Annotated in this window: 17 protein-coding genes; 2 read left to right on the forward strand and 15 right to left on the reverse strand. The window is 40.4% G+C overall.

The genetic code is table 11. From position 1 onward, the window contains the following. Positions 1 to 9 precede the first annotated feature (9 nt). From MOQ65_RS07485 to MOQ65_RS07520, 8 genes are all read right to left on the reverse strand, one after another. On the reverse strand, positions 10 to 1,122 hold the full coding sequence (locus MOQ65_RS07485; RefSeq protein ID WP_257847157.1) for an inverse autotransporter beta domain-containing protein: 1,113 nt from the start codon (positions 1,120 to 1,122) through the stop codon (positions 10 to 12). A gap of 80 nt (positions 1,123 to 1,202) precedes the next feature. Next, positions 1,203 to 2,459 (reverse strand): inverse autotransporter beta domain-containing protein, encoded by a 1,257-nt coding sequence (locus MOQ65_RS07490; RefSeq protein WP_257847158.1) that lies wholly within the window; start codon positions 2,457 to 2,459, stop codon positions 1,203 to 1,205. A gap of 62 nt (positions 2,460 to 2,521) precedes the next feature. Continuing rightward, positions 2,522 to 3,787, reverse strand: a complete 1,266-nt coding sequence (locus MOQ65_RS07495; protein WP_257847159.1) for an inverse autotransporter beta domain-containing protein — start codon at positions 3,785 to 3,787, stop codon at positions 2,522 to 2,524. A 663-nt stretch (positions 3,788 to 4,450) separates the two neighbouring features. Continuing rightward, the gene (ileS, locus tag MOQ65_RS07500) at positions 4,451 to 7,285 is read right to left on the reverse strand and encodes an isoleucine--tRNA ligase (protein ID WP_257847160.1); all 2,835 of its coding nucleotides are present in this window, start codon (positions 7,283 to 7,285) and stop codon (positions 4,451 to 4,453) included. 336 nt (positions 7,286 to 7,621) lie between these two features. Continuing rightward, positions 7,622 to 8,548: a putative RqcH family protein gene (locus MOQ65_RS07505; RefSeq protein WP_178884253.1), complete on the reverse strand. Its 927-nt coding sequence runs from the start codon at positions 8,546 to 8,548 to the stop codon at positions 7,622 to 7,624. Between the two features lie 147 nt (positions 8,549 to 8,695). Continuing rightward, positions 8,696 to 9,331, reverse strand: a complete 636-nt coding sequence (locus MOQ65_RS07510) for a DUF805 domain-containing protein (RefSeq protein ID WP_257847161.1) — start codon at positions 9,329 to 9,331, stop codon at positions 8,696 to 8,698. Positions 9,332 to 9,549: 218 nt separating this feature from the next. Continuing rightward, positions 9,550 to 10,119 carry a DUF805 domain-containing protein gene (locus tag MOQ65_RS07515; protein WP_257847162.1) on the reverse strand — a complete coding sequence of 190 codons (570 nt, stop codon included), beginning with the start codon at positions 10,117 to 10,119 and terminating at the stop codon, positions 9,550 to 9,552. A 1-nt stretch (position 10,120) separates the two neighbouring features. Further along, a complete protein-coding gene (locus MOQ65_RS07520) occupies positions 10,121 to 11,044 on the reverse strand; it encodes a DUF805 domain-containing protein (protein WP_257847163.1) in 924 nt (307 codons plus the stop codon). 166 nt (positions 11,045 to 11,210) lie between these two features. Between MOQ65_RS07520 and MOQ65_RS07525 the strand changes: the two genes are divergently transcribed. Further along, positions 11,211 to 11,501: a hypothetical protein gene (locus MOQ65_RS07525; protein ID WP_155086864.1), complete on the forward strand. Its 291-nt coding sequence runs from the start codon at positions 11,211 to 11,213 to the stop codon at positions 11,499 to 11,501. A gap of 121 nt (positions 11,502 to 11,622) precedes the next feature. On the opposite strand, the gene trpA is transcribed toward MOQ65_RS07525, so the two are convergent. The 7 genes from trpA to MOQ65_RS07560 all read right to left on the reverse strand — a co-directional run bounded on the left by trpA (position 11,623) and on the right by MOQ65_RS07560 (position 20,159). Then, positions 11,623 to 12,414, reverse strand: coding sequence for a tryptophan synthase subunit alpha (gene trpA / locus MOQ65_RS07530; RefSeq protein ID WP_257847164.1), 792 nt, complete (start codon positions 12,412 to 12,414; stop codon positions 11,623 to 11,625). Then, positions 12,407 to 13,600, reverse strand: coding sequence for a tryptophan synthase subunit beta (gene trpB, locus MOQ65_RS07535; RefSeq protein WP_257847165.1), 1,194 nt, complete (start codon positions 13,598 to 13,600; stop codon positions 12,407 to 12,409). Before trpB ends, trpA begins: the two co-directional genes overlap by 8 nt. Positions 13,601 to 13,738: 138 nt before the next feature. Beyond that, positions 13,739 to 15,238 carry a bifunctional indole-3-glycerol-phosphate synthase TrpC/phosphoribosylanthranilate isomerase TrpF gene (trpCF, locus tag MOQ65_RS07540; RefSeq protein WP_257847166.1) on the reverse strand — a complete coding sequence of 500 codons (1,500 nt, stop codon included), beginning with the start codon at positions 15,236 to 15,238 and terminating at the stop codon, positions 13,739 to 13,741. Positions 15,239 to 15,241: 3 nt separating this feature from the next. Beyond that, complete coding sequence (trpD, locus tag MOQ65_RS07545; RefSeq protein WP_257847167.1) at positions 15,242 to 16,252, reverse strand: anthranilate phosphoribosyltransferase; 1,011 nt, start codon at positions 16,250 to 16,252, stop codon at positions 15,242 to 15,244. A 531-nt stretch (positions 16,253 to 16,783) separates the two neighbouring features. Then, positions 16,784 to 17,350, reverse strand: a complete 567-nt coding sequence (locus MOQ65_RS07550) for an anthranilate synthase component II (protein WP_213467546.1) — start codon at positions 17,348 to 17,350, stop codon at positions 16,784 to 16,786. After that, a complete protein-coding gene (locus tag MOQ65_RS07555; protein ID WP_105083450.1) occupies positions 17,350 to 18,819 on the reverse strand; it encodes an anthranilate synthase component I family protein in 1,470 nt (489 codons plus the stop codon). The genes MOQ65_RS07550 and MOQ65_RS07555 overlap by 1 nt, the downstream gene beginning before the upstream one ends. Before the next feature lie 410 nt (positions 18,820 to 19,229). Next, complete coding sequence (locus tag MOQ65_RS07560) at positions 19,230 to 20,159, reverse strand: DUF805 domain-containing protein (protein WP_005387551.1); 930 nt, start codon at positions 20,157 to 20,159, stop codon at positions 19,230 to 19,232. Positions 20,160 to 20,492: 333 nt separating this feature from the next. On the opposite strand from MOQ65_RS07560, the gene MOQ65_RS07565 reads away from it, so the two are divergent. Further along, positions 20,493 to 22,718 carry an SEL1-like repeat protein gene (locus tag MOQ65_RS07565; protein WP_257847168.1) on the forward strand — a complete coding sequence of 742 codons (2,226 nt, stop codon included), beginning with the start codon at positions 20,493 to 20,495 and terminating at the stop codon, positions 22,716 to 22,718. The last annotated feature ends 30 nt before the right edge of the window (positions 22,719 to 22,748 follow it).

The following is a 22,748-nucleotide window of genomic DNA, read 5'->3' on the forward strand; positions in this document are numbered from 1 at the left end:
GCTAAACTATTATAGATGATCATGAGGGTAATGAACATGGAAGTCCCCATTTAGTTCCATAGCCTGAACATCTTGTCGTTCAATCTTATCGAGCATTTTAGAACGAGCAGTTGTCATGCTATTATCACTATGCTTTCCACCAAAGAGAGCAAACTTAGATTTACCAAGCGTATACAAAGTTTGTACATAAAACTCTCCAGAATGGCCAAACGATTTATCATAACCTAGGCCTACCGAGATATGAGGTGTCACATTTACATTGACCCCTGTCTTAAGACCATTATTAGAGATACCATTTACAGGGAAGGCAATATTATAGTTATAAATATCATCACTAAACCATTCTATGTCTCTAATCTCACCATTCATATGATTCCAGTGATATCGGTCAATGTAGGCTCGAATATAACGGGCATTTTTAAAAGTTCGCGCATATCCGATATCATATCCAGAGGCAACTCGTTTTTCATGACTTTCACCAACATTAACGTCTGTATCTGGCATATTATAAGGTGCCGGAATCATTTCGTCACGTATAGTCAAACTATGAGACGACGTGGTATGTCCTAGTGGTTTATAGAAATTAGCATAAAATTCATTTTCACCAGTTATATATTCTACACCTAAACTGGCACGCTTATAATGTTCTTTGAAAGCATAATCATAGAAGGTATTGATGCCCACGTAGCTATGCTCTCCTTTACTTAGCCATCTATATCCAATCCCTACGCTACCAGTCGTGCCTATAGATTGTAATGATTGATTAAAGTCATATTCATATACAATTCCACCTGCATTACGAGTAACATGATTCGCATACCCATTGGCAATTTGACTTACACCACCATGAGAACTAACCTTGCCTTGTACAAATACTACGCTTTTAGAGTTATTATCATAATGTCCAATAGGTTGTAATGTCTCTATGCCATATATTGGCTTGTGATTGGTTTGAAACTTAGCTGAAATATCAGTTCTATCAGCCCAATCTTTATAACTGTTAGAATTCACTTTCGCAGCAGTATCTGTATTAGCACTATCTGCTAATGCAATAGACCAACACATCGTACAAGCTGCTACACAAAGCAGCAGTCGTATATTAAACTTTGTTTTACAATACATATAAAAATAATCCTTCACTTACATAATTATTGCTACAACACCAAATTACCATTTTCTAGGTTAATTTAATTGGTTACAAATTATAAACCTACATCGACAACGCCATGATCATAAGTTTCTTCTACAGTTTCTTGTACAACCATATCACTGCGACGTACCTTATCAAGCATCTTAGAGCGAGCTGTTGTAATCGCACTTTCACTATGTTTACCACCACGCCAAGCAAACTTGGATGTACCGATTGTATATTTCAAAGTTGCATAAGGACCACTCAAATGATGAGACGCTGTTTTATAACCCGCATCAAGAGTAAGATGTGGTGTAATATGGAATTCTGCACCCACTTTAAAGCCTTTAATAGCATCGCGTTTAGGTAATTTATAATACCCTACTTTTACAGCCTCTCTACCACGCCAGTTATAATAGTCTGCATAGACACGAGCCCAACGAGCATTTTTGAAGGTCCGTGAGTATCCTACATCAAATCCACTGGCAGCAACCTTTTCTGATAGCATCCAATGATTTTCATAAGAAACCACACCATAGTTATAAAGACTTTGATCAGGATCCATCCCATATGGATACAATCCTGTAGGATCACCCAATACAGTACTACGTCCATGGAGTCCTATATATTTTCTTTCATCAGTCCCCAGATTTCGGTACAGATTAGCATGAAATTCATTAAGGCCTGCCACATATTCTACACCGCCACTAACGCGCTTATAACCACCTTTAAACACATGGTCATAGAACGCATTAACACCAACATAAGCATGTTCACCTTTGCTAAGACGACGATAGCCAATGCCAATATTAGCATTCATTCCTAATGATTCTTTCTTATCTGTTTGCTTATCATGTGTTATAAACGTCCCTGCAGGTCTGGCTGGCTCCCAATAACTACCTAATTTATAAGATGAAATTTTTTCTCCACTGCGCCCAATACGACCTTGTACAAAGACAACGCTTTTAGCATTTTCATCATAATGGGTTATAGGTTGCAAGGTCTCAATATACAATTTATTGATTTCAGTAGATTTTAAACTTTTCGAAGTTACAGTATTTAGATCATCATGTCTCATCGATGATTCACCAACATAATGGTGCTGACTATGCGTCTCTTTCGAATCTTTCATACCAACGCCGACTACGATATCTGTACGATCCATCCAACTAGAACGAACTGCTTCATGTTTAGCTTCATTCACTTCTGTAGTAGAAACTGCAACACCTTGGCCATGTCCATTTTCTACATTGGCTGCAAAACCTGTAGCACTAACGGCACATGCTACAGCACCTAAAACCATTGCTTTTATCATTAATGTCTTGCTCATATAAATTACTTCCCTATTATTACATGTCTTATTTAATATCTATAATCTAAACTATAGTGGTATTATAGATGATCGATTGGCGCCAAATAATCGTATTCAATGTCATCAAAGGACTCTACAATCATGTCTTGACGACGTACCTTATCTAGCATTTTAGAGCGAGCTGTTGTAATCGTATCATCACTATGCTTGCCACCCCAGAAGGCAAATTTAGATGTACCTAATGTATATTTAAGAGTGCCATACATACCTTTCGACATATTATTAGTATTGTTATACCCAATATCTAAAGATATATGTGGTGTTAACTGTAATTCAGCACCGATTTTAATGCCCTTATAGTGATTTGCATTTCGTGCGGTAAACCACGGCACAGACCAATGACCTGGACGTCCCCAATTATATTCTTGTGTATGCCCGAATCCATGTCCCTTCCAACGATATCCATTTACATAGGCACGAGCCCAGCGAGCATTCTTGAAAGATCTAGCAAAACCAATTTCATAGCCATCTAGTGCTCTACCACCTTTGTAGGTATAATAATTTTCACTAGGAATCGTATTATAAGGGAATGTATCTGGATAGCCATTAGGATACAACCGTTTAGGATATGGATTACCGCCACCACCTTTTACGAGTTCCTTATTACCAAGGCCTCTATACACATTGGCATACACTTCGTTGAGACCATTCACATACTCTACACCACCGCTAATGCGATTATAATTGCCTGTGAAAGCTCGATCTACGAATGCATTGACACCTACATAGGCATGTTCATTTGGACTAAGGCGTCGATATCCAATACCAACAGTACCAATAACCCCTAATGTTTCGGATGATTTTTCATCCGTATTTATTTTTGTATAAGAAGTTTGTCCATAGCGATTGATTATTACTTCAGGAAGAAGATAACCACGCATTTCTTTCGACGCTATTTTCTCACCGCCGCGCCCAATGCGCCCCTGTACAAACAGAACACTTTTACTGTTCTCATCATAATGGGAAATAGGCTGTAATGTTTCTATATAGGCCTTCGTTAGATTGCCGTAATCAGATTGCTTATTATAAATGGTATTCAGATCATCTGTTAAAAAATGACCTTTATCTAATTTGGAATGACCTCCAGACTGTACACCTACCGCAATATCCGTACGATCCATCCAATTGGAACGAACCGCTTCATGCTTAGCCCCATTTACTTCTGTAGTAGAGTCTGCAATACCTTGGCCATGTCCATTTTGTACATCTGCTGCAAAACCTGTAGCACTAAATGCACATCCTATAGTTCCTAACACCAACGCCTTAATGAATACATTTCTTCTCATGACTTATACGCTCCCCTCGTTTTGCATAAGAAATAAAACCACACAACACTGCCCGTTCTTCACGTTCATTTCATGTTCAATTAATCTTCATTATAGGTATGCTTGCTTCTATAGTCAATATAAGGCCTTATAGTTAAACGACACTTAAAGATTCTCTAAATCATTATGTTACAAATTGATTTCTATTTTCAGGCATAAGAAAAAGACCACCCGCAAGCTGGGTGGTCTTTTTTCTGGGGAATGAAATTGTTATTTGAATAAAGGCAAGATTGCGTTTGCTAAACCAGTAAGTGCAGCCAAAATTGCTTTAACGATAGTTGCTACCATTGCTCTTCCTCCTTCTCATATAAGCACAATAACTAAACTAACTATAAACATCTTAAACTAGGATATTAAGTTTAATATGAAATGAGTAAATTTTTACACATTAATTTTTCATGAGGAAAACAATAAAGTACTAATTATGATAGATATTTTCATGAGAAAGATAGCATACAACGAATTCATAATTCTATATATTTTCTTAATATTTTGTAAACTAGCATAAATATGACTTAGAAACTCAGTCATAATAGAAAAACCCTTCTCTACATTCCCAGTTCAAACCGAACTAAAGAATATTAGAGAAGGGTTTCTATAAATTATGTTGTTTCCTATCTATAATTATAGAGATTTAACAACCTCTGCACAACGGTGGCAAAGTGTAGGGTGTTCGCTATCTTGACCTACTGTATCGCGGTGGATCCAGCAGCGTTCACATTTTTCAAGTTCAGATGGAGCAACTACTGTTGCAACGCCTATTTCTTCGTCTTTTACAGCTTCTGCAGGTGCAGAGCCATTTACGATGTGAGCTTCGGATACGATAACAAGTTTCGCTAAGCCATCTTCACCAAGAGCGTTCAATGCGTCGAATGCAGCACCTTCAGCATATACTGTAACGGATGCATCCAATGGGTGACCGATTGTTTTGTTTTGACGAGCAAGTTCCAATGCTTTTTGTACGGATGTACGCAAGTCTAACAATTGATTCCATTTATCAGCCAATTCTTGGTTGAAGTGTTCAGGATGACCTTGTGGCCAATCTTGAAGCATAACGGATTCAGCCATGCCTTCTTCTTTAGGCATGTATTTCCAAACTTCTTCTGCTGTGAAGGAAAGTACAGGAGATACCATAGCTACCAATGTTTTCAAGATTTCGTACATAGCTGTTTGAGCAGAACGACGAGCTACGTTGTTTTTGCTTTCAGCATACATAGTATCTTTCATTACATCAAGGTAGATGGAGCTCAAGTCTACTGTGCAGAAGTTATGAATTGCATGGTACAACATGTGGAATTCATAGTTTTCGTACGCTTCAGTAACCTTTTGACGTACTTCTTCTAAGCGCAACAATGCCCATTTATCGAATTCAGACATATCTGCGTAAGCCACTTTGTCAGTATTTGGATTGAAGTCATCCAAGTTACCAAGCAAGAAGCGGAATGTGTTACGGATTTTACGATATACTTCGGATAATTGTTTTACGATGTCTTTGGACAAACGTACGTCTGCTTGGTAATCCGCAGAGGATACCCACAAACGCATAACGTCAGCGCCGTATACGTCGATGATGTCACTAGGTGCCACTGTATTACCTACAGATTTAGACATTTTGCGACCTTCGCTGTCCACAACGAAGCCGTGAGTCAATACGGAGTTGTATGGTGCTTTACCAGTTGTTGCTACTGCAGTTAACAAGGAAGAGTTGAACCAACCGCGATGTTGGTCAGAACCTTCAAGGTACATAGCACATGGTACATCTAAGCCGTTAACTTCAAGTACACCAGACCAAGAGGAACCGGAGTCAAACCATACGTCCATGATGTCTGTTTCTTTTTTGAACTCATCATGACCGCAATGAGGACATTTGAAGCCTTCTGGTAACAATTCTTTTGCACTGTGAGCCCACCAAGCATCGGAGCCTTCTACAGCTACTTTTTCTTGTAATGCTTTGATAGTATCATCGTTGATGATGTGCTCGCCGCAGCTTTCACAATAGTAAATAGGAATTGGCACGCCCCAAATACGTTGACGGGAAATTACCCAGTCACCACGGTCGCGAACCATGTTGAAGATACGGTCATGGCCCCATTTAGGAATCCATTGTACTTGATTGTCGATCGCATCTAGAGCTTGTTGACGGTAACCATCTACAGAGGAGAACCATTGCTCTGTGGCACGGTAGATTACAGGGTTTTTACAACGCCAGCAGTGAGCGTATTGGTGACGCAAGCTAGATTTGTGAAGCAATGCATTGTTGTGCGCCAAGATTTTGATTACAGGCACTTCTGCATCGTGAATTTCTACGCCAGCCAATGGGAATTCAGTATCGCCATAACGGTTGTCATCTACTTGTTTAGTGTAGTTACCAGTTTCATTAACAAGGGATACTATAGGAAGTTCAGTTTTACCTTCCTTGTTATAACGCATAACGATGTTAAAATCGTCTTCACCGTGTGCAGGAGCTGTATGTACGCAACCAGTACCTGCTTCAAGTGTTACATGATCGCCACACAATACAGTGGATGTGCGTTCTACGAATGGATGTTTGAATTCAGCCAATTCTAAGTCTGCGCCAGAGAAACGATTTACGATTTCGTAGTCTTCGATGCCGATATCTTTCATAGCTGCATCAACTAGCTCAGTAGCCATCAAGTAGTATTCGTCGCCTACTTTTACCCAGCCGTATTCAAGCTCAGGGTTAACGGAAATTGCTACGTTGGCAGGCATTGTCCAAGGAGTAGTTGTCCAGATAACAGCATATGCTTGTTTTGGATCTACACCAGCTGGCAATGTCACCTTTTTCTCGGATACGTAAGGGAATTTTACGTAGATGGAGAAGGATTTTTTCTCAGCGTATTCAATTTCTGCCTCTGCCAATGCAGTTTCACAGTGAGTACACCAGTATACAGTTTTAAGACCTTTATAGATATGGCCGCGTTTTGCCATTTCGCCGAAGATACCAAGTTGTTTTACTTCGAACTCAGGGCGCAATGTCAAATAAGGGCGTTCCCATTCACCTAATACACCAAAACGAATAAAGTCTTGTTTTTGGTTTTCTACGCATTCCAATGCATATTCCTTACATTTGTTGCGCAAGTCCAATGGAGCCATTTCATGGCGGTTAAGACCAGTGTTTTTAATAACCGCATGCTCGATTGGCAAACCATGTGTATCCCAACCAGGGATATAACGTGTATAGTGACCAGTCATAGTCTTGTATTTCATGATGATATCCTTCAACGTTTTGTTGAGGGCATGACCGGTGTGCAATTTACCATTTGCGTATGGAGGGCCATCATGCAAGATGAATGGTTTTGCGTCTTTACGCAATTCCAAACGTTTTTGATAAATTTTGTTGTCTTCCCAGAACTTTAAAATTTCTGGTTCGCGCTTAGGCAAATTGCCGCGCATTGGGAATTCTGTTTCAGGCAAATGTAACGTCTTACCGTAATCCATGATGTGCTCCTTTTACATAAAAAAATCGCCCGTCCCCGAAGGGACGGACGTAATATCCGTGGTACCACCCTACTGACCTTCTGTGAAAGCTAGAATATTCCGAGCATACGAAATAACTAGGCTTCATTTTGTGAAAGCCACTTAGACATATAACGGTGTTCACCGGCAGGGTTCCTGCTTGCTCCAAAGTGATCCGCAAATCTCTAGATTTCCAAACCTTTCAGCCCATGAGTTTGGTCTCTATTAAATCCGTCTGAGATATGCCGTCTTTTTCAACGCAATATTCATATAATAGATAATTATAGGACTCAAACGGGGAAATTGTCAACAAGTAAACTATATACCTTCAGGTATATAAGCATCTTGTACTTTATCTAGTAATTTAAAATTCATCGGTGTCCGAGCTAGCTCATTATATTGTGAAATTACCTCATGATGTGTCTCAGCACTTTGTTCTGCTACAAATGCATCAATAGCCGCATCAAGATTCTTAGCTTGTTCAATCCGATTTTGTACCTCCACAGACGTAAACTTAGGTACAATTGCATTGGCTGCGTCCTTTTGAGCTTTCACCCATTGCACATCACTATTAGGCCCTCGCTCAATTATATGGCTAACAATATCACTATAGTACCCCATCATCTCTATCATATGAGCACCATTCACTTGACCATTCGAGCGCATCAACTCAATATCTTTATTACGTTCTTTTTTATGAGCAGCCGCAACTGCCTCATTTAACGCTTCATATTTTGGTTCAAATACTTCTAATAACGCTGAAAGCTTAGCTAGTGTAGCTTGACTAAATGCATAATTATCTTTTTCATACTGCTTTGCTTTATAATACGAATCTAAAGCCTTTACATCGCTTACGATGTCATGCAAGATAGGCAATAGAGCATCTGTTGTGCTTTCAAGATCCTCGTATGAACGACCTGCCTCTTTAGCAGCTACTAGTTCCTGTTCAAGACGCTCATAATCCTGTACCTTAAAATCCGTTAGTGGTTCATTTGAACTTGCCTGTTGCCAGATTAGATCATATTGGCTACCGTATTTAACCTCATTGTAGTTAAACTCATTTGTAGCAGCCAAATAGAAGCGAAACACCCTCTTCGTTTCATCCTTTTTACTGTCTCTTGCTGATGAATCTTGACTATATTGCTTTAGATTATCTAAATTCCACTGACAACCACTAATACAACCTAATGTTACCATCACGCAGCAGACTATCCCTAAGCGACGCCACCAATTTATACCATTCATACACGCTCTCCTATATACGTTTAACCTCTAGTAAAACTATTGTATTAAAATAGTAGCACCAAAACAATATGCGACAATAAATAGACATCTAAATTAACTAAAAAAGAAACTCTCCCTATAGTGAAGCTATAAGGAGAGTTGTCATTTTTACATCACACTTGTCGTTAGCAATCGATCCACCAAGAACCACAGCACAAAGATTGCACATAGTAATCCTGCTGTAAGGCCTGTGGTAGGTGTAGCATCAATCAAACCAATTTCATGAGCCATTTGCTTTGTGAGGATAACGTGCCCTGTTGGTGAGCCAAAACGGTTTGTATGGCTTTCACCAGGAAGAGCCATTAACACTAACAATATAATTGTACCAATGACAGGAACGAGGCCCACAAAGACAAGTCCGCCAGAACGGCCTTGATCGTGCAAGCGTCGTACTGCAACAGCCACGCTAGGGATGACCATAACGACGGACATAAGTACAAGAATGACTAGCCCGAAGCCAACGCCAACTACACTAGAGAGCGGACTAATATAGCTCAAGAATGCACAGGTGAATAGAATAGCCACAAATAGCAATTGATACACCAAAAAGAAATTCCAATATTCGCTACGGCTAGCACGCCCTTCAAAGTCAGCGTATTTATAAACAAAACATTGTTTAAAGTTTTCAATCATGCCTAGACTATATTTATCTAACGAAATGGGTGCTTTACGAATACGTCCACAGTTTGGACAGTATCGTTCACTTTTTAACACCTCGTGTCCACAATAGGGACAAGGTCTCATACTAAACTCCTTCCATTCACAGCAGGAAACAGTGAAGCTCATAAAGTCCTGTTGTTCTTAACACATATAGTAACTTAGATATGTTGTAACGTAACCATATCTATATTTTTAAATTCATCTTGATTTCATTTTACTACAAAGTGTTATATTGTCTATAAAGGAGTTGTTAAACTTTTATAAAATAAAATAATAATGATGCTATTTAATGCAGGTTAATACTATATGTAGCCATTAGCATTAATACCATACCATAATATATCACCGATGGTATCTCCAAATACGATGGATTGAAGAACAAATATGGTAATGCCCATAATCCAGTCTTGTTTTCGAGATGGAGTTTCTTCAAGCCCCGTGGATTGACTTACGCTAGCAGTAATAGGAATATAGGCAGTTCTTTCACCGTAACTATTCTCTCCTTCATCGCCACGTTTCAATTCGTAAGTTAAGAATATAAAGAACCCTATAATAGGAATAAAAGAAATTAGCTGAGTCCAGCCGCTACGGCCAATATCATGCATACGTCGCGTTGTGATGGCGATATTGGGAATCACGAAAAATAAAGTGACTAACAACGTAATCGTATCAATAATAGACTCGAAGTTATAAAGACCAATACCTTTACAAAGAATGGCTACAACCCCTAGTGTTCCTTGAACCATCATCATTCCAGCCATGAATCGCCAGTATTCACTACGGCTCGCACGACCTTTAAAATTGGCGTAGTTTTTGATGCCTAGCACGAAGGCATCGGTATAGTTTAAATCATATACATTTACAGATGCCATACTAGTCCTCCTCAAACTCTTCAAAACCTACGATTTTCCAACCGTTACCCACACTATATAAACGTACTAACATAGATGGTCTTTTATCTACAAAGTCCACTCTATATCCGATATAATCCACAATTACATCATCATCAATATCTTTAGACACATAGTCTAATTGTATAGATTCCACAGCAGAACGTTGTTCCTTCGCCTTAGCCTGTTGCCAAAGATCAAAGGTACCATATCGTTCCATTTCACGACTACTCAATTCTCGATACGCACTATGATAATCGCCATTCGCAAGTGCTTGGTAATACTCTTTCACAACTAGATAACCTTCTGTTGTAGCAGAATCACTACGTAGTAAACGGTTTGCTTTTTTGGTGAAAGCCCCCTGCCCCAAGTTCCCAAAGGCAGTTTCTTCTACCATATAATTATGCCCCATCATAGATGTCCCTACACTGCTAGTAATCCAACCTAAAACAAGGATAGCCACGATGAATACACCCGAAATTGATTTCTTTTCCTTTATACTTGGTTCTGCAGATATTTGTTCATTAGTTACGTTTACTTCTTGTGTTGGAGCCGACCGTTTACATAATAGGTAGAGCAAAACCAACCATCCTAAAATAGGAACAAAGACAAGAATCATCAATGTTGGATCATTGTTGGAATCACGCAACCGTCTTGCTACTAGCATAATAGTCGGCAATGTTAATAATACCGTCAATGCAGTTAATACGCCGCCCCCTAAGGATATGGCATATAGAAATCCATAAGGAATGAAGGTCGCAAGACCTGTTATAAATGTAACTAGACCATATACAAAGGTCATAGCACTTATGGTGAGCCAAAAGTCGGCTGTCGTTGTTCGTCCTTTACCATTTGCATAGTTTTCTACTAGCTCGCGATAGAGGATTTCATATACTCTCTGTTTCATAAAACTCCTACTATATTTAGATATTATACAAACTTAGCTATTACTATTATACTATGCTTTACCAAGGCTTACATTTCATTTTTTCTTCATTAATTTTACCTATACTAATAATATATTTTTTACAACTAAAATTCGTGCAATTAAGTTTGTATAGGAGATAACACTTATGAACGCTAAATTGACTAAAGTAGTAGCTATGGCCAGCTTGGCAGCATTCTTAACAGTAGGCATTGGTGCTAATGTAGCGCAAGCTAAAGATTACCACTTCAAAATCGGTGAAAACCATCGCATGGAAAAGAATGATGATGGTACAGTAGACAGCAGTGCTCATCCATGGTTCAAACCAGATCAAAAGAAACATAGAAAACATAGAATTTCCGAACGCGAAAAACATGACAAAAATGCCACTGCAAAACGCAGTGAACAACATCAACGTTCCGAATCTACAAACGGCTAATCATTCCCCTTTCATAACTGGTTATCCAGTCATATAACACATAACTAAACTAACTAACCTAAAAAGGACGTTATACACATGTATAACGTCCTTTTTATTATGTATTGTATTATCTATTTTATTATGCGTTAGCTTTTTGTACCGCTTGTTTCATAGATTGTACGTAGTCAAATAACGCTTGGTCAGCATGTTCACCGTGTTCTGCAACGATTTTAACGATAGCAGAGCCTACGATAGCACCATCAGATACGCGAGCCATCGCTTCCGCTTGTTCTGGCTTAGAAATACCGAAACCAACGGCTACAGGAATATCTGTATATTTGCGAATGGTCTCAACGATGGATTTAATATCTGTCTTAATTTCGCTACGCATGCCTGTAACACCGAGAGAAGACACACAGTACACAAAACCTTCTGCGTCTTTTGCGATCATTTCGATGCGGTTTTCAGATGTGGGAGCGATCAAGGATACCACTTCAACACCGTGTTTATTGGCTACACTCGCAAGTTCCTCTTTTTCTTCAAACGGCATATCTGGCACGATAACACCAGAGATACCGACCTCTTCGCAGAGGGTAAAGAATTTTTCACGGCCGAATACATAGATTGGGTTCAAGTAGGTCATGAACACGAGTGGGATAGTCACTGCATCTTCACCTGTGCGCAAACGACGCACCATATCAAAGATATCGTGAATTTTTACGCCTGTAGATAATGCGCGTGTGCTCGCTTCTTGGATAACTGGACCTTCCGCTGTTGGATCAGAGAAGGGAATACCAATTTCTACCATGTCGGCGCCAGCTTTCACCATGACGCGAATATAACGTTCTGTATTCTCAATGCCATGATCACCAGCGCTGATAAATGGGATGAATGCCTTACCCTTTGTGAAAGCGTCTTTAATTTTACTCATGAAGATCCACCCCTCTATATTTCGCCATAGCCGCTACGTCTTTGTCACCGCGACCAGATAAACAAATAATAATGATATCATCCTTGCTCATGGTAGGAGCAATTTTACGAGCATGTGCCACTGCATGAGCACTTTCAATAGCTGGAATAATGCCTTCTAAACGAGACAAGTATTCGAATGCATCCACTGCTTCATCATCCGTTACAGGCACGTATTCAGCACGGCCACTATCGTGCAAGTACGCATGTTCAGGTCCAATGCCAGGGTAATCAAGACCTGCAGAGATAGAATATACTGGAGCAATTTGGCCGTCTTCGTCTTGGCAGAAGTAAGATTTCATGCCATGGAAGATACCCACAGAACCTTTTGCGATTGTTGCTGCATGTTCCTCTGTATCAACACCACGACCAGCTGCTTCACAACCGATAAGGCGAACCCCTTCATCAGGAATGAAGTGATAGAACATGCCCATCGCATTGGAGCCACCGCCTACACAAGCCATAACAACTGTTGGCAATTTACCTTCTGCTTCAAGGATTTGCTCACGTGCTTCGCGGCTGATAATAGATTGGAAATCACGAACGATCATAGGGAATGGATGAGCGCCCATAACAGAGCCCAATACATAGTGCGTATCGGACATACGGTTTGTCCATTCGCGCATCGCTTCAGAAACAGCATCTTTTAATGTACTTGTACCAGTTGTTACAGGATGCACCTTAGTTCCTAACAACTCCATACGGTATACGTTAAGCGCTTGACGTTCACAGTCTTCAGCACCCATGTATACTTCACATTCCATGCCCATCAACGCAGCGATAGTAGCTGTTGCTACACCGTGTTGACCTGCGCCAGTTTCAGCAATAACGCGAGTTTTACCCATACGCTTTGCCAATAACATTTGACCGATTACGTTATTCAATTTGTGAGAACCAGTATGGTTCAAATCTTCACGTTTTAAGTAGATTTTAGCGCCCCCAAGATCCTTTGTCATGCGTTCTGCATAGTATAAAAGGGATGGACGACCTGTATATTTTTTATGTAAATCCTCGAGTTCGCGCACGAAATCAGGATCATCTTTGTACTTGTTGTATGCCTCTTCCAATTCGATGACTGCATTCATCAATGTTTCTGGCATAAATTGGCCACCGAAGGAGCCGAAATAACCATGTCTTTGTTCACTCATATAACTAACCTTTCCATATGCCATTCCTACTAACACGCCTGTATAGCGTTACTATTGGCATCTATCTCAACAATCGATGAATTCCATCGGATGTGTCTAAAATATTATTATATCTTAGATTTATGTATTTTTTGTGATTTAGTGAGCTATTATTCTCACAATGTTGGTGAAAGCTTTAATTTTCTCATCGTCCTTCACGCCATCTGTTTCAATACCGCTACTAATATCTATACCGTAAGGGCGAACTGTGCGAATAGCACGCGCCACGTTAGTACTGTCGATACCACCTGCAAGCATAAATGGACGTTCAAACTCATCTAAGCAAGACCAGTCAAACACTTCACCCGTACCACCTCGTTCATCCTTATGGTACGCATCAAATAATAGCATATCGGCACTGCTATCGATCCACGCTTCTGCATCTGCAGCGCTACGGATTTGAACAGCCTTCCAAACCTCTACATCCGTTCTCTCTTTAAGAGCTTGGATGAAAGATTCATCTTCATCCCCGTGCAATTGCACCGCATCAAGATTGGCTTCTTTAGCAATTGTAACGAGGTTATCTACTGTTTCATTTACAAAAACACCTACCGTTTTGATGTTCTCAAAATTAGGATTTTCTTGGACAAATTTCTTACTATCTTGTGCTGTTTCAGCATTCATTGGCGCTTCAACTGCACTATATGTTTTTGCGTATTGTTTATGAAGTTCTTCCACTAATATTTTAGCTTGCTCTACCGTCACTTGCCGTTTGCTCGGTGCAAATACAAGGCCCATGTAGTCTGGCTTTGCATCTACAATAGCCGGAATTGTTTCTACTTTAGAGATGCCACACATCTTAACCTTTGGCGTGTAGTATGTGGGTCCATAAAGATATGCCAACTTTTCAACCTTGTTAGGAGAACGCATGAAGGTTTCCCCCATCAAGGCTACGCCGATATTGTTATCCCGCAACACTTGAATATCCTCTGGCGTTTCTAGACCGCTTTCAGATACAAAAATCACATCGTCTTGAACGAGATTGCGCAAGCGCACACTATTTTGTACGTCTACAGTAAAGTCTTTCAAATTGCGGTTATTAACGCCAATAATGCGTGCCCCACAATCGATAGCCATTTGTACTTCGTGCTCGTCATGGGCCTCTACCAAAGAGGACAAGCCAAGAGAGTCCGCTAACTCACGGAACTTGGTCAATGTTGGTACATCGAGGCATGCACAGATTAAGAGGATTGCACTAGCGCCCCATACCTTTGCTTGGTAGATTTGGTATTCATCGATGATGAAGTCCTTACGAAGGACAGGAATTTTTACGGTACTAGCAATTTCTTGTAAGTATTTCTTATCACCTTTAAAGAAATCTGGCTCTGTCAGTACAGAGATGGCTGCTGCACCAGCAACCTCATATTCTTTAGCGATGTCTAAATACGGGAAATGTTCGGCAATAATGCCCTTAGATGGAGATGCCTTCTTTACTTCGCAAATGAAGTTAAAGTCTTGCTGACGAAGGGCTGCTTCAAAAGGAAATCCTGTATCAGATGGTAACGCCAACGCCGCTGCTTTTACAGCCTCAGGCGTTTCTACCTGTTTTTCTTGGTCTACCCGAATTTTGGTAGCCTCTACAATCTTATCTAAAATCAATGGTTATACCTCTTGGGTTGCTTTCACAAATTGTTCCATTGTAGCAAGCGCCTTGCCAGAGTCGATCATGTTTTTCGCCTCTTCAATGCCCTCTGCTAATGTAATACCCTCTTTTGCAAGGTAAATCGCCATGCCAGCGTTGAGAAGAACTGCTGTGCGTTTACCACCTTGCTCACCACCGAGAACACGACGTGTAATCTCAGCATTTACAGTAGCATCGCCACCTTCAAGCTCAGTTTTATCAGCGTATTCGAAACCATAGTCCTTAGGATCGAATTCGTAGCTTGTGAAAGTACCATTATTAATTTCGCATACATACGTTTTGTTGGTAGCCGTAATTTCATCAAGGCCATCAAAGCCGTGTACTACAGCACCGCGTTTAACCCCAAGATTAGCCAACACGCGAGCCAATGGTTCTACTAAAGATTTATCGTACACGCCCATCAACTCTACAGTAGCACCTGCTGGGTTTGCCAAAGGTCCGAGGATATTGAATACAGTACGAACACCTAATGCTTTGCGTACAGGGCCTGCATACTTCATAGCTTGGTGATATACAGGAGCAAACATGAAGCACATATTTGCTTTATTGAGGACTGCCTCGTTTTGTTCACCATTAAGCTCTAATTTAGCGCCTAATGCTTCGATTAAATCAGCAGCGCCACATTTACTGGATACACTGCGGTTACCATGTTTTGCTACAGGAATACCTGCTGCAGAAATGATAAAACCAGATGTAGTAGAAATGTTGAACGTATTCGCTTCGTCGCCGCCAGTACCTACGATTTCCACAACAGTACCTTCATGAGGTACAGAACCTGCTTTCTCACGCATAACCTCAGCGAACGCTGTAACCTCATCTACAGTAGGCCCTTTTGCCGCCAAAGCGCACAAGAAACCTGCCATAGGCACCTCGGCTACCTCGCCGCTCATAATCTTGTTCATTGTATCTTTTGCAAGGTCGTAGGATAAATCTTGACCATGCGTTACTGCATATAATGCGTCTTTAATCATTTTATATCTCCTTTTGAGGATATCTATTAAATTGATACCATATCTACCTAGTCGGTACCGATTGGGTCATGCCCTCAGCCTCCAAGTGGCCACCCCCCGCTATGCGGGGCGCCAAGTCGGCTTCGCACATAACCCAATCGCACCTATCAGCTAAAAAATCATACCAATTTAATAGATATCCCTCAAACAAACTATTATCAAATGATCCTGCGCATTATATGGAGTAACGCACAGGTCATCCCTTTATAGGGGGAGTGGGAAAGGTGGTGCTTTGCACCACTTTTTCTTATATTAGGGGTTCTGGTTCGCATATTTCTTTAGAAAAATATAGTTACTGTTCGATATATGTATTGTAGAGGGGCTATTATAGGTACTGCCAAGATTATGTTGGCAGGAAATAAGGTCTTAAGGAACGACTTGGCGGCCCTACATAGTGGGGTGGGTGGCCATCGGAGTTCCGAGAGACCTTATTTCTGCCCGATCGTTCTAGAGGCTAAGAATGGCCCCTCGAATACCTAAATTAAACAGTGGTTATTTTTCTAAGAAATTGCGAATCATTTGTTCCCCGTTCGGTGTCATGATAGATTCCGGATGGAATTGCACGCCGTAGATTGGGTAGTCTTTGTGTTCTACGCTCATTACTTCGCCGTCGTCTGTAACGGATGTGACGATGAGCTCGCTTGGCATGGTTTCATCAATGATTGCCAAGGAGTGGTAGCGAGCCACTTCAAATTGTTCTGGTACGCCTTTAAGGATTTTGGATGGGTGTACTTGTTTAGCTACGCTTTGTTTGCCGTGCATCACTTGTTTTGCATAGGATACGGTGCCGCCGAATACTTCGCCGATGGCTTGATGACCTAGGCATACGCCAAGGATTGGGAATTCACCTTTGCATTCGCGCAATAGGTCTTCATATACGCCCGCATCAGCTGGTCTACCAGGTCCTGGTGAAAGTATCACGTAATCTGGTTTTAAAGCGCGGATTTCTTCAACTGTTAATTCATCGCTGCGGATAACTTTAATGTCTGGATCGATAGAGCCTACTAATTGGTATAAATTGAAGGAGAAGCTATCGTAATTATCTATAAGGAGTACCATTATTCTACCTCCTGTGCGTCTGTAATTGCGGAAATCATGGATTGGCCTTTGATCAAGGTTTCGTTATATTCACTAGCAGGAACACTATCGCGAACGATACCTGCACCAGCTCGAACATAAACCTTACCGCCTTTATTCATAGCCATGCGGATGCCGATACATACGTCCATGTTACCGGAGAAATCGATGTAACCTACAGCGCCGCCGTATACACCGCGCGGGCTTTTTTCAAGTTCATGTAAAATTTCGATAGCACGAATTTTAGGAGCCCCGGACAATGTGCCAGCTGGCAATGTAGCACCGATAGCATCGAGAGCATCTTTACCATCTTGAATGTCGCCGCTTACAGTAGATGTAATGTGAATTACGTGGGAGAAACGTTGCAACATATGTAACGCCTCTACTTGTACGGAACCGAATTTAGCAATTTTACCTAGGTCATTACGGCCAAGGTCAACGAGCATGTTATGTTCAGCCAACTCTTTCTCGTCGTTAATGAGTTTTTCTTCAATAGCGAGGTCCTCTGCTTCGGTTTTACCGCGGCGCATAGTACCTGCAATTGGGAAGGTATACATTTTGCCGTCTGTCAATTTTACCAATGTTTCTGGAGAAGCACCTGTAAGCTCTACATCGCCACCAGATAGGTAAAACATGTATGGAGATGGGTTCAATGTACGCAATACGCGGTACGCATTTAACAAGCTGCCATCGAACTCAGCTTCACGGCGGTTAGATACAACACATTGGAAGATATCCCCTTCCTTGATGTAATGTTGTGTCTTTTTAACAACTGCTTCAAACTCATCCTTTGTAAATTCAGAAGTGAACTCTGTTTTAAGAATACCTTTTGGAACATCTGCCTCTTTGCCGTTTACTACGAGATCAGCTAATGCTTTTAACTCAAGCTCAGCCTTGTTGTAGTTGCGTTCTAAATCATTTGTACTGATGTTAGCAATCAGGTAGATTTTGTTTTTGTAATGGTCAAAGGCGATTACCTTATCGAAGAGCATAAGGTCTACATCGTTGACCATAGCAGAGTCATCATCTGGTGTTGGGAAATCGAGGGTTGGCTCGATATAGCGGATATATTCGCAAGCAAAGTAACCTACAAAGCCGCCTGTGAAGGTTGGTAATTCTTCTAAACGAGGGCTTTTATATTGGCTCAAAATATTGCGAATCTCTGCAGCTGGATCAGAGCACTCAAAGGTACGTGTTGTACCGTCTTTAATAGTCATTTTATGATTTTTGCAGAAAAGCTCAATCTTAGGATCGTAGCCTAAGAAGGAGTAACGGCCCCAATGATTACTATTATCCGCACTTTCAAGCAAGTACGTATGACTGCTCACTTGTTTTAACGCTTTCAACACACTAATCGGTGTGCGTACGTCGGATAAAATTTCCATATATACAGGCACGATATCGTAGCCCGGTGCGATAGCTTTCACACGGTCAAGACTAGGAAAAATCATGAGAACCTCCATCTGGCAGTTGCCAATAAAAAAACTCGCCCATGACAATGTAACGTCAAGGACGAGTCTATAGTTCTATTTTTACAAGAGTATTAGAAAATACTTGTATTATGCTATAAATCGCGGTACCACCTTGTTTGAATGCAGCGCATTCCTCTTTCGCAGGATACTAACATATCCCTCACGACTAACGCTCGTGTGACGTCGCACCATACTAGGAATGAAATTCATTCTGTTCCATGCGCCCTCGGTGGTCCATTTAATAAGCTGCGTACTACGGGTTCTCAGCTAATCCCGCTCTCTGTGAGTGCATTTCCTATTTTTATCTCCACCTCATCGGTTTCTTTTAGGCGAGTATAAAATTATAATCTGATTATAATGTTTCTATAGAATGAAAGTCAAGGAGAATCTTAACTTTCAATATGCCAAGATTTTTTAAACAAAAGATGATAACTAACAAAAATATTAATATACGGAACGAAAAGACCAATAATCCATAACCCACTTAATAGGGAATCATGAAGTCTACGTATGCCTAATGTAATCATTGCTATAGCTGGCCATATCAGGATAGCCATAAATCCCCAACGTGGTATATAAAGAGGTATACCAAGCTGAACAATTAACGATACTACGGCTATAACCATATTCATAATGACATCCATGAAAAGACGAGTTCCTATGAGACCAACCCAAAAAGCTGATACAGGAGTCCTTCCCTTAACATCAAAGATTCTAGCAAATAAAACATCCCATATACAGCTACAAATATAGTCAAATTTACTATTATTTGTAGCTTTAGTAATCGTGGAACTTCGAGTATAGGAAATAATATAGTTATTATAGCTATCTCGTCCTTCATCTAAACCATACTTATTAGAATCCGGTACACTAAGAGGCAACGCAAAGCAAGCCAAGATGAAATACTGCCAGAAAAATCCGTCCCAATGAAAGCCTGTATTGATAAAGGTTTCAGATATAGATTCCCAACTAAAACTCATCCCCCAATACACCCACAAACTTAGGTATGCTATGGGAACTAATATCATATACCACAAGGATGAACCACAGTCATTTAGTCTACGTTTGAGAATAAAAATAGATGCAATTACATGTATAATCTGCAAACATCCAAAATAAATATATGACAAATATGTACTGCCTTGAAACAGACCATCTTGAATAAATCCTATCAATACCACAAATAGAAGGTACGCTAAAAATTTACTTCCCATTAAACCGAGCACAGCCCACAAAAATGCCAATCGGCCTATACGTTGATTCACTCGCAGCATTTCTATATTTTGTTTAAATAGTGAAATTTCATTATGTAACCACATTAAAATAAAGCTCTCTTCTCTCTCATACCGAAGGATATCTACAAATTAAAGCTATGTAAATATAATCAATACAAAAATATATAGATAAATAATAATAATAATATCAAGCTCCAAATACGGCAATCATCATATCAAAATTTATATTTCTCATATTCATCCCTTTTATTGTTATATCACACCCAGTTTTCTATCTATTCTAATATAAATAATTAAAATTGAATATATTATTCCTCAAGCAATCGATAATTTATATTGTTTTCCTCTAAACACTAATAGTATACTGAAATTACATATGTTATCAGCTTCTACTGATTATTATGCGAAGGAGAGAGTATGAGTTTTTATTTCACTGATCAAATACAACAGTCTTTCAATAAAATATTCCACCAGTGTAATAAAGATATCGCTTGGGTGGGCAAGGCTGAGCTTGATGCCCTTGTGAAACTTGACGAGGAAGGCCAAAAGATTCCAGGTATTGGCGATGCGTACGCCATTTTGGCACGCGTCTATTCTGGCCCTCAGTTCACGTGGATTGAAGCAGGCTTTCCTGAGGATGACACAAAGGCGTATAGTTATTTACATACGGCTATTCGCAAAGGCAGTGCCATCGCTATTTTACAGGCTATGCGTACCTCTGGTGCCCTTACACCTACTATTGAAAAAGAGTTGCCTATGACGAAGGACCAAGCATTCCAGCGCGTCTATGAGGGCGCCCAAAAGGGTTGTTCTTACTGTGCCTACGCCATTGCCAATGTATTCCAATGGGGAGATTACCGCCTCTTGCCATCTGCACAAAAGATAGTTAATGAAGGTGAACCATCTGGTGTTGTCCATTTTTTAAAATCTTTATTTGCCCAAGTAGATCAACGTAGATTGGCAAATAAGGTAACCGCCATTGCGCAGCAATGGTTACATAAATCTGCAGCGGCAGGTCTTGTTATTGCGTACCGCAACCTTCGCCTTACCTATGCCGAGCAAAATAATAAGGCAATGGAAGAACAAGTTATTTTTGAAGGGGCTGCAGCAGGTTTGCCACTCATGATGTATTTAGCTGGCGATATTTGTAAGTCTCGCGGGGAGCATGAACGAGCTCTCGAATATTTTGAGCGTGGCGTAACCATGAATAATGGCATGTGCTTGCGTGAAGCTGCCGATTACTATGCAAAACCATGTAAGTCTAACAAACGAATCCCTCAGAATATTCAAAAGGCCCTCAAATACTACGAACGTGCTGCTATAAGCCCAGATTATTTAGACTTTAATGACCACGCTTATGTTACAATGCAAGCCATTATTCTTCGCACATTAAATATCGATGGTCAGTCCCAAGACTGGTCTCGCATCGCTCACTTATTGCAACAACCAGCGATTTACACTCTTGATACTATTTGGCCGTATCTCGCTTATGTATTTACTTTCAGGAAAGGTAACACCCCTGCCATAAGAACCGCCATAGAGTGCGTTAATAAGGCTAGCAAATGTTACGATAGATACGGTAGTTATGACTATGCAGATCATCTATGGCAACTGGCCGCCGGCTATTGCTACGAAATTGGTGCCATGACAAAAGAACCTGATTTAGACCAAGCCGTTACCTTCTACGAGCATGCTCGTGAAAGCATCAATCGCCTCAACACAAGAAATGATAATTGGTTAGGCACTGGTGAACCGTTGGCAATCCCTGACGAAGCATCTGAGCGATTAGAGGCCTTTGAACTCGTTGATGGACACTATCAGTACAAAAAAGGCATAAAACAATCTTCTACAACATGTAATCCTATGCCCCCTGCTTGGCCTCAAAACTCCGTAGATGTATTAGAAATCTTCGAGGACTCTACTACTGGTTGGCGCACTAATAAATACGACTGGAATTTCATCGAGCGTGAGTGGGATACACAAAAATATCTCAGCTTTATCATCTATGATAATCGCCAATCCATAGAGAACGTAATTTACGATGTGTACAGCATCGTTATGTTCCACAATGAAGATAAAAATGCTTGTACCATCTATCTATACGGCTACATTGAGGAGCCTAGCGAACTAGATGAAAACGTGGATCCTAGAGTATATGAAATAAGATACTTTAAAGAAATGTCCATTCCTGCAGGTCTCACTTTAATTAAAGACTTCTATGATAATGCCACATTGCCTGTGATTGATGAAAGTTGGGAGAAACAGTACAAAAACACTACGCCTCCTCGAGAATATGTATTAACTTGTGACAACGATATCTTCTACCTCAATCAATATGAACTTTCCAATCAAATGATCAAGGATGCCTTAGAAGGCGTAGCCAATGGCAAGTATGATATCATGGCGGTTCGCCCTTCTAGCCTCGACGATCAAGGTATTAGCTACTTCATCGACCGTGGAAAAGGTAAAAACTTACACATTTCCCTCTATATCACTATAGAAAACGACGGAGAAGAAGGTATCGTATATGGCTTTGAACGGGATTCTAGCAACTTAACCTCCATTAACTACTGGATCCAGGAATCTATGACAAGCAATACGCTTCCAGATTTAAGTGACTGGGATGAAATCAAAAAGAAATAAGAGTATTATTTTATTAAGAACGTACTAAGA

Origin of the sequence: Veillonella faecalis (genome assembly GCF_024677885.1) — a bacterium.
In the GTDB taxonomy this organism is placed as follows: Bacteria; Bacillota; Negativicutes; order Veillonellales; family Veillonellaceae; genus Veillonella; species Veillonella nakazawae.

Bases quoted from the DNA above. Each gene is read 5' to 3' on its own strand.
- MOQ65_RS07485 (WP_257847157.1), bottom strand. From the start codon at position 1,122: ATGTATTGTAAAACAAAGTTTAATATACGACTGCTGCTTTGTGTAGCA.
- MOQ65_RS07490 (WP_257847158.1), bottom strand. From the start codon at position 2,459: ATGAGCAAGACATTAATGATAAAAGCAATGGTTTTAGGTGCTGTAGCA.
- MOQ65_RS07495 (WP_257847159.1), bottom strand. From the start codon at position 3,787: ATGAGAAGAAATGTATTCATTAAGGCGTTGGTGTTAGGAACTATAGGA.
- MOQ65_RS07555 (WP_105083450.1), bottom strand. From the start codon at position 18,819: ATGATTTTTCCTAGTCTTGACCGTGTGAAAGCTATCGCACCGGGCTAC.
- trpD (WP_257847167.1), bottom strand. From the start codon at position 16,252: ATGATTAAAGACGCATTATATGCAGTAACGCATGGTCAAGATTTATCC.
- ileS (WP_257847160.1), bottom strand. From the start codon at position 7,285: ATGGATTACGGTAAGACGTTACATTTGCCTGAAACAGAATTCCCAATG.
- MOQ65_RS07510 (WP_257847161.1), bottom strand. From the start codon at position 9,331: ATGAGACCTTGTCCCTATTGTGGACACGAGGTGTTAAAAAGTGAACGA.
- MOQ65_RS07525 (WP_155086864.1), top strand. From the start codon at position 11,211: ATGAACGCTAAATTGACTAAAGTAGTAGCTATGGCCAGCTTGGCAGCA.
- MOQ65_RS07515 (WP_257847162.1), bottom strand. From the start codon at position 10,119: ATGGCATCTGTAAATGTATATGATTTAAACTATACCGATGCCTTCGTG.
- trpB (WP_257847165.1), bottom strand. From the start codon at position 13,600: ATGAGTGAACAAAGACATGGTTATTTCGGCTCCTTCGGTGGCCAATTT.
- MOQ65_RS07505 (WP_178884253.1), bottom strand. From the start codon at position 8,548: ATGAATGGTATAAATTGGTGGCGTCGCTTAGGGATAGTCTGCTGCGTG.
- MOQ65_RS07550 (WP_213467546.1), bottom strand. From the start codon at position 17,350: ATGGTACTCCTTATAGATAATTACGATAGCTTCTCCTTCAATTTATAC.
- trpA (WP_257847164.1), bottom strand. From the start codon at position 12,414: ATGAGTAAAATTAAAGACGCTTTCACAAAGGGTAAGGCATTCATCCCA.
- MOQ65_RS07560 (WP_005387551.1), bottom strand. From the start codon at position 20,159: ATGTGGTTACATAATGAAATTTCACTATTTAAACAAAATATAGAAATG.
- MOQ65_RS07520 (WP_257847163.1), bottom strand. From the start codon at position 11,044: ATGAAACAGAGAGTATATGAAATCCTCTATCGCGAGCTAGTAGAAAAC.
- MOQ65_RS07565 (WP_257847168.1), top strand. From the start codon at position 20,493: ATGAGTTTTTATTTCACTGATCAAATACAACAGTCTTTCAATAAAATA.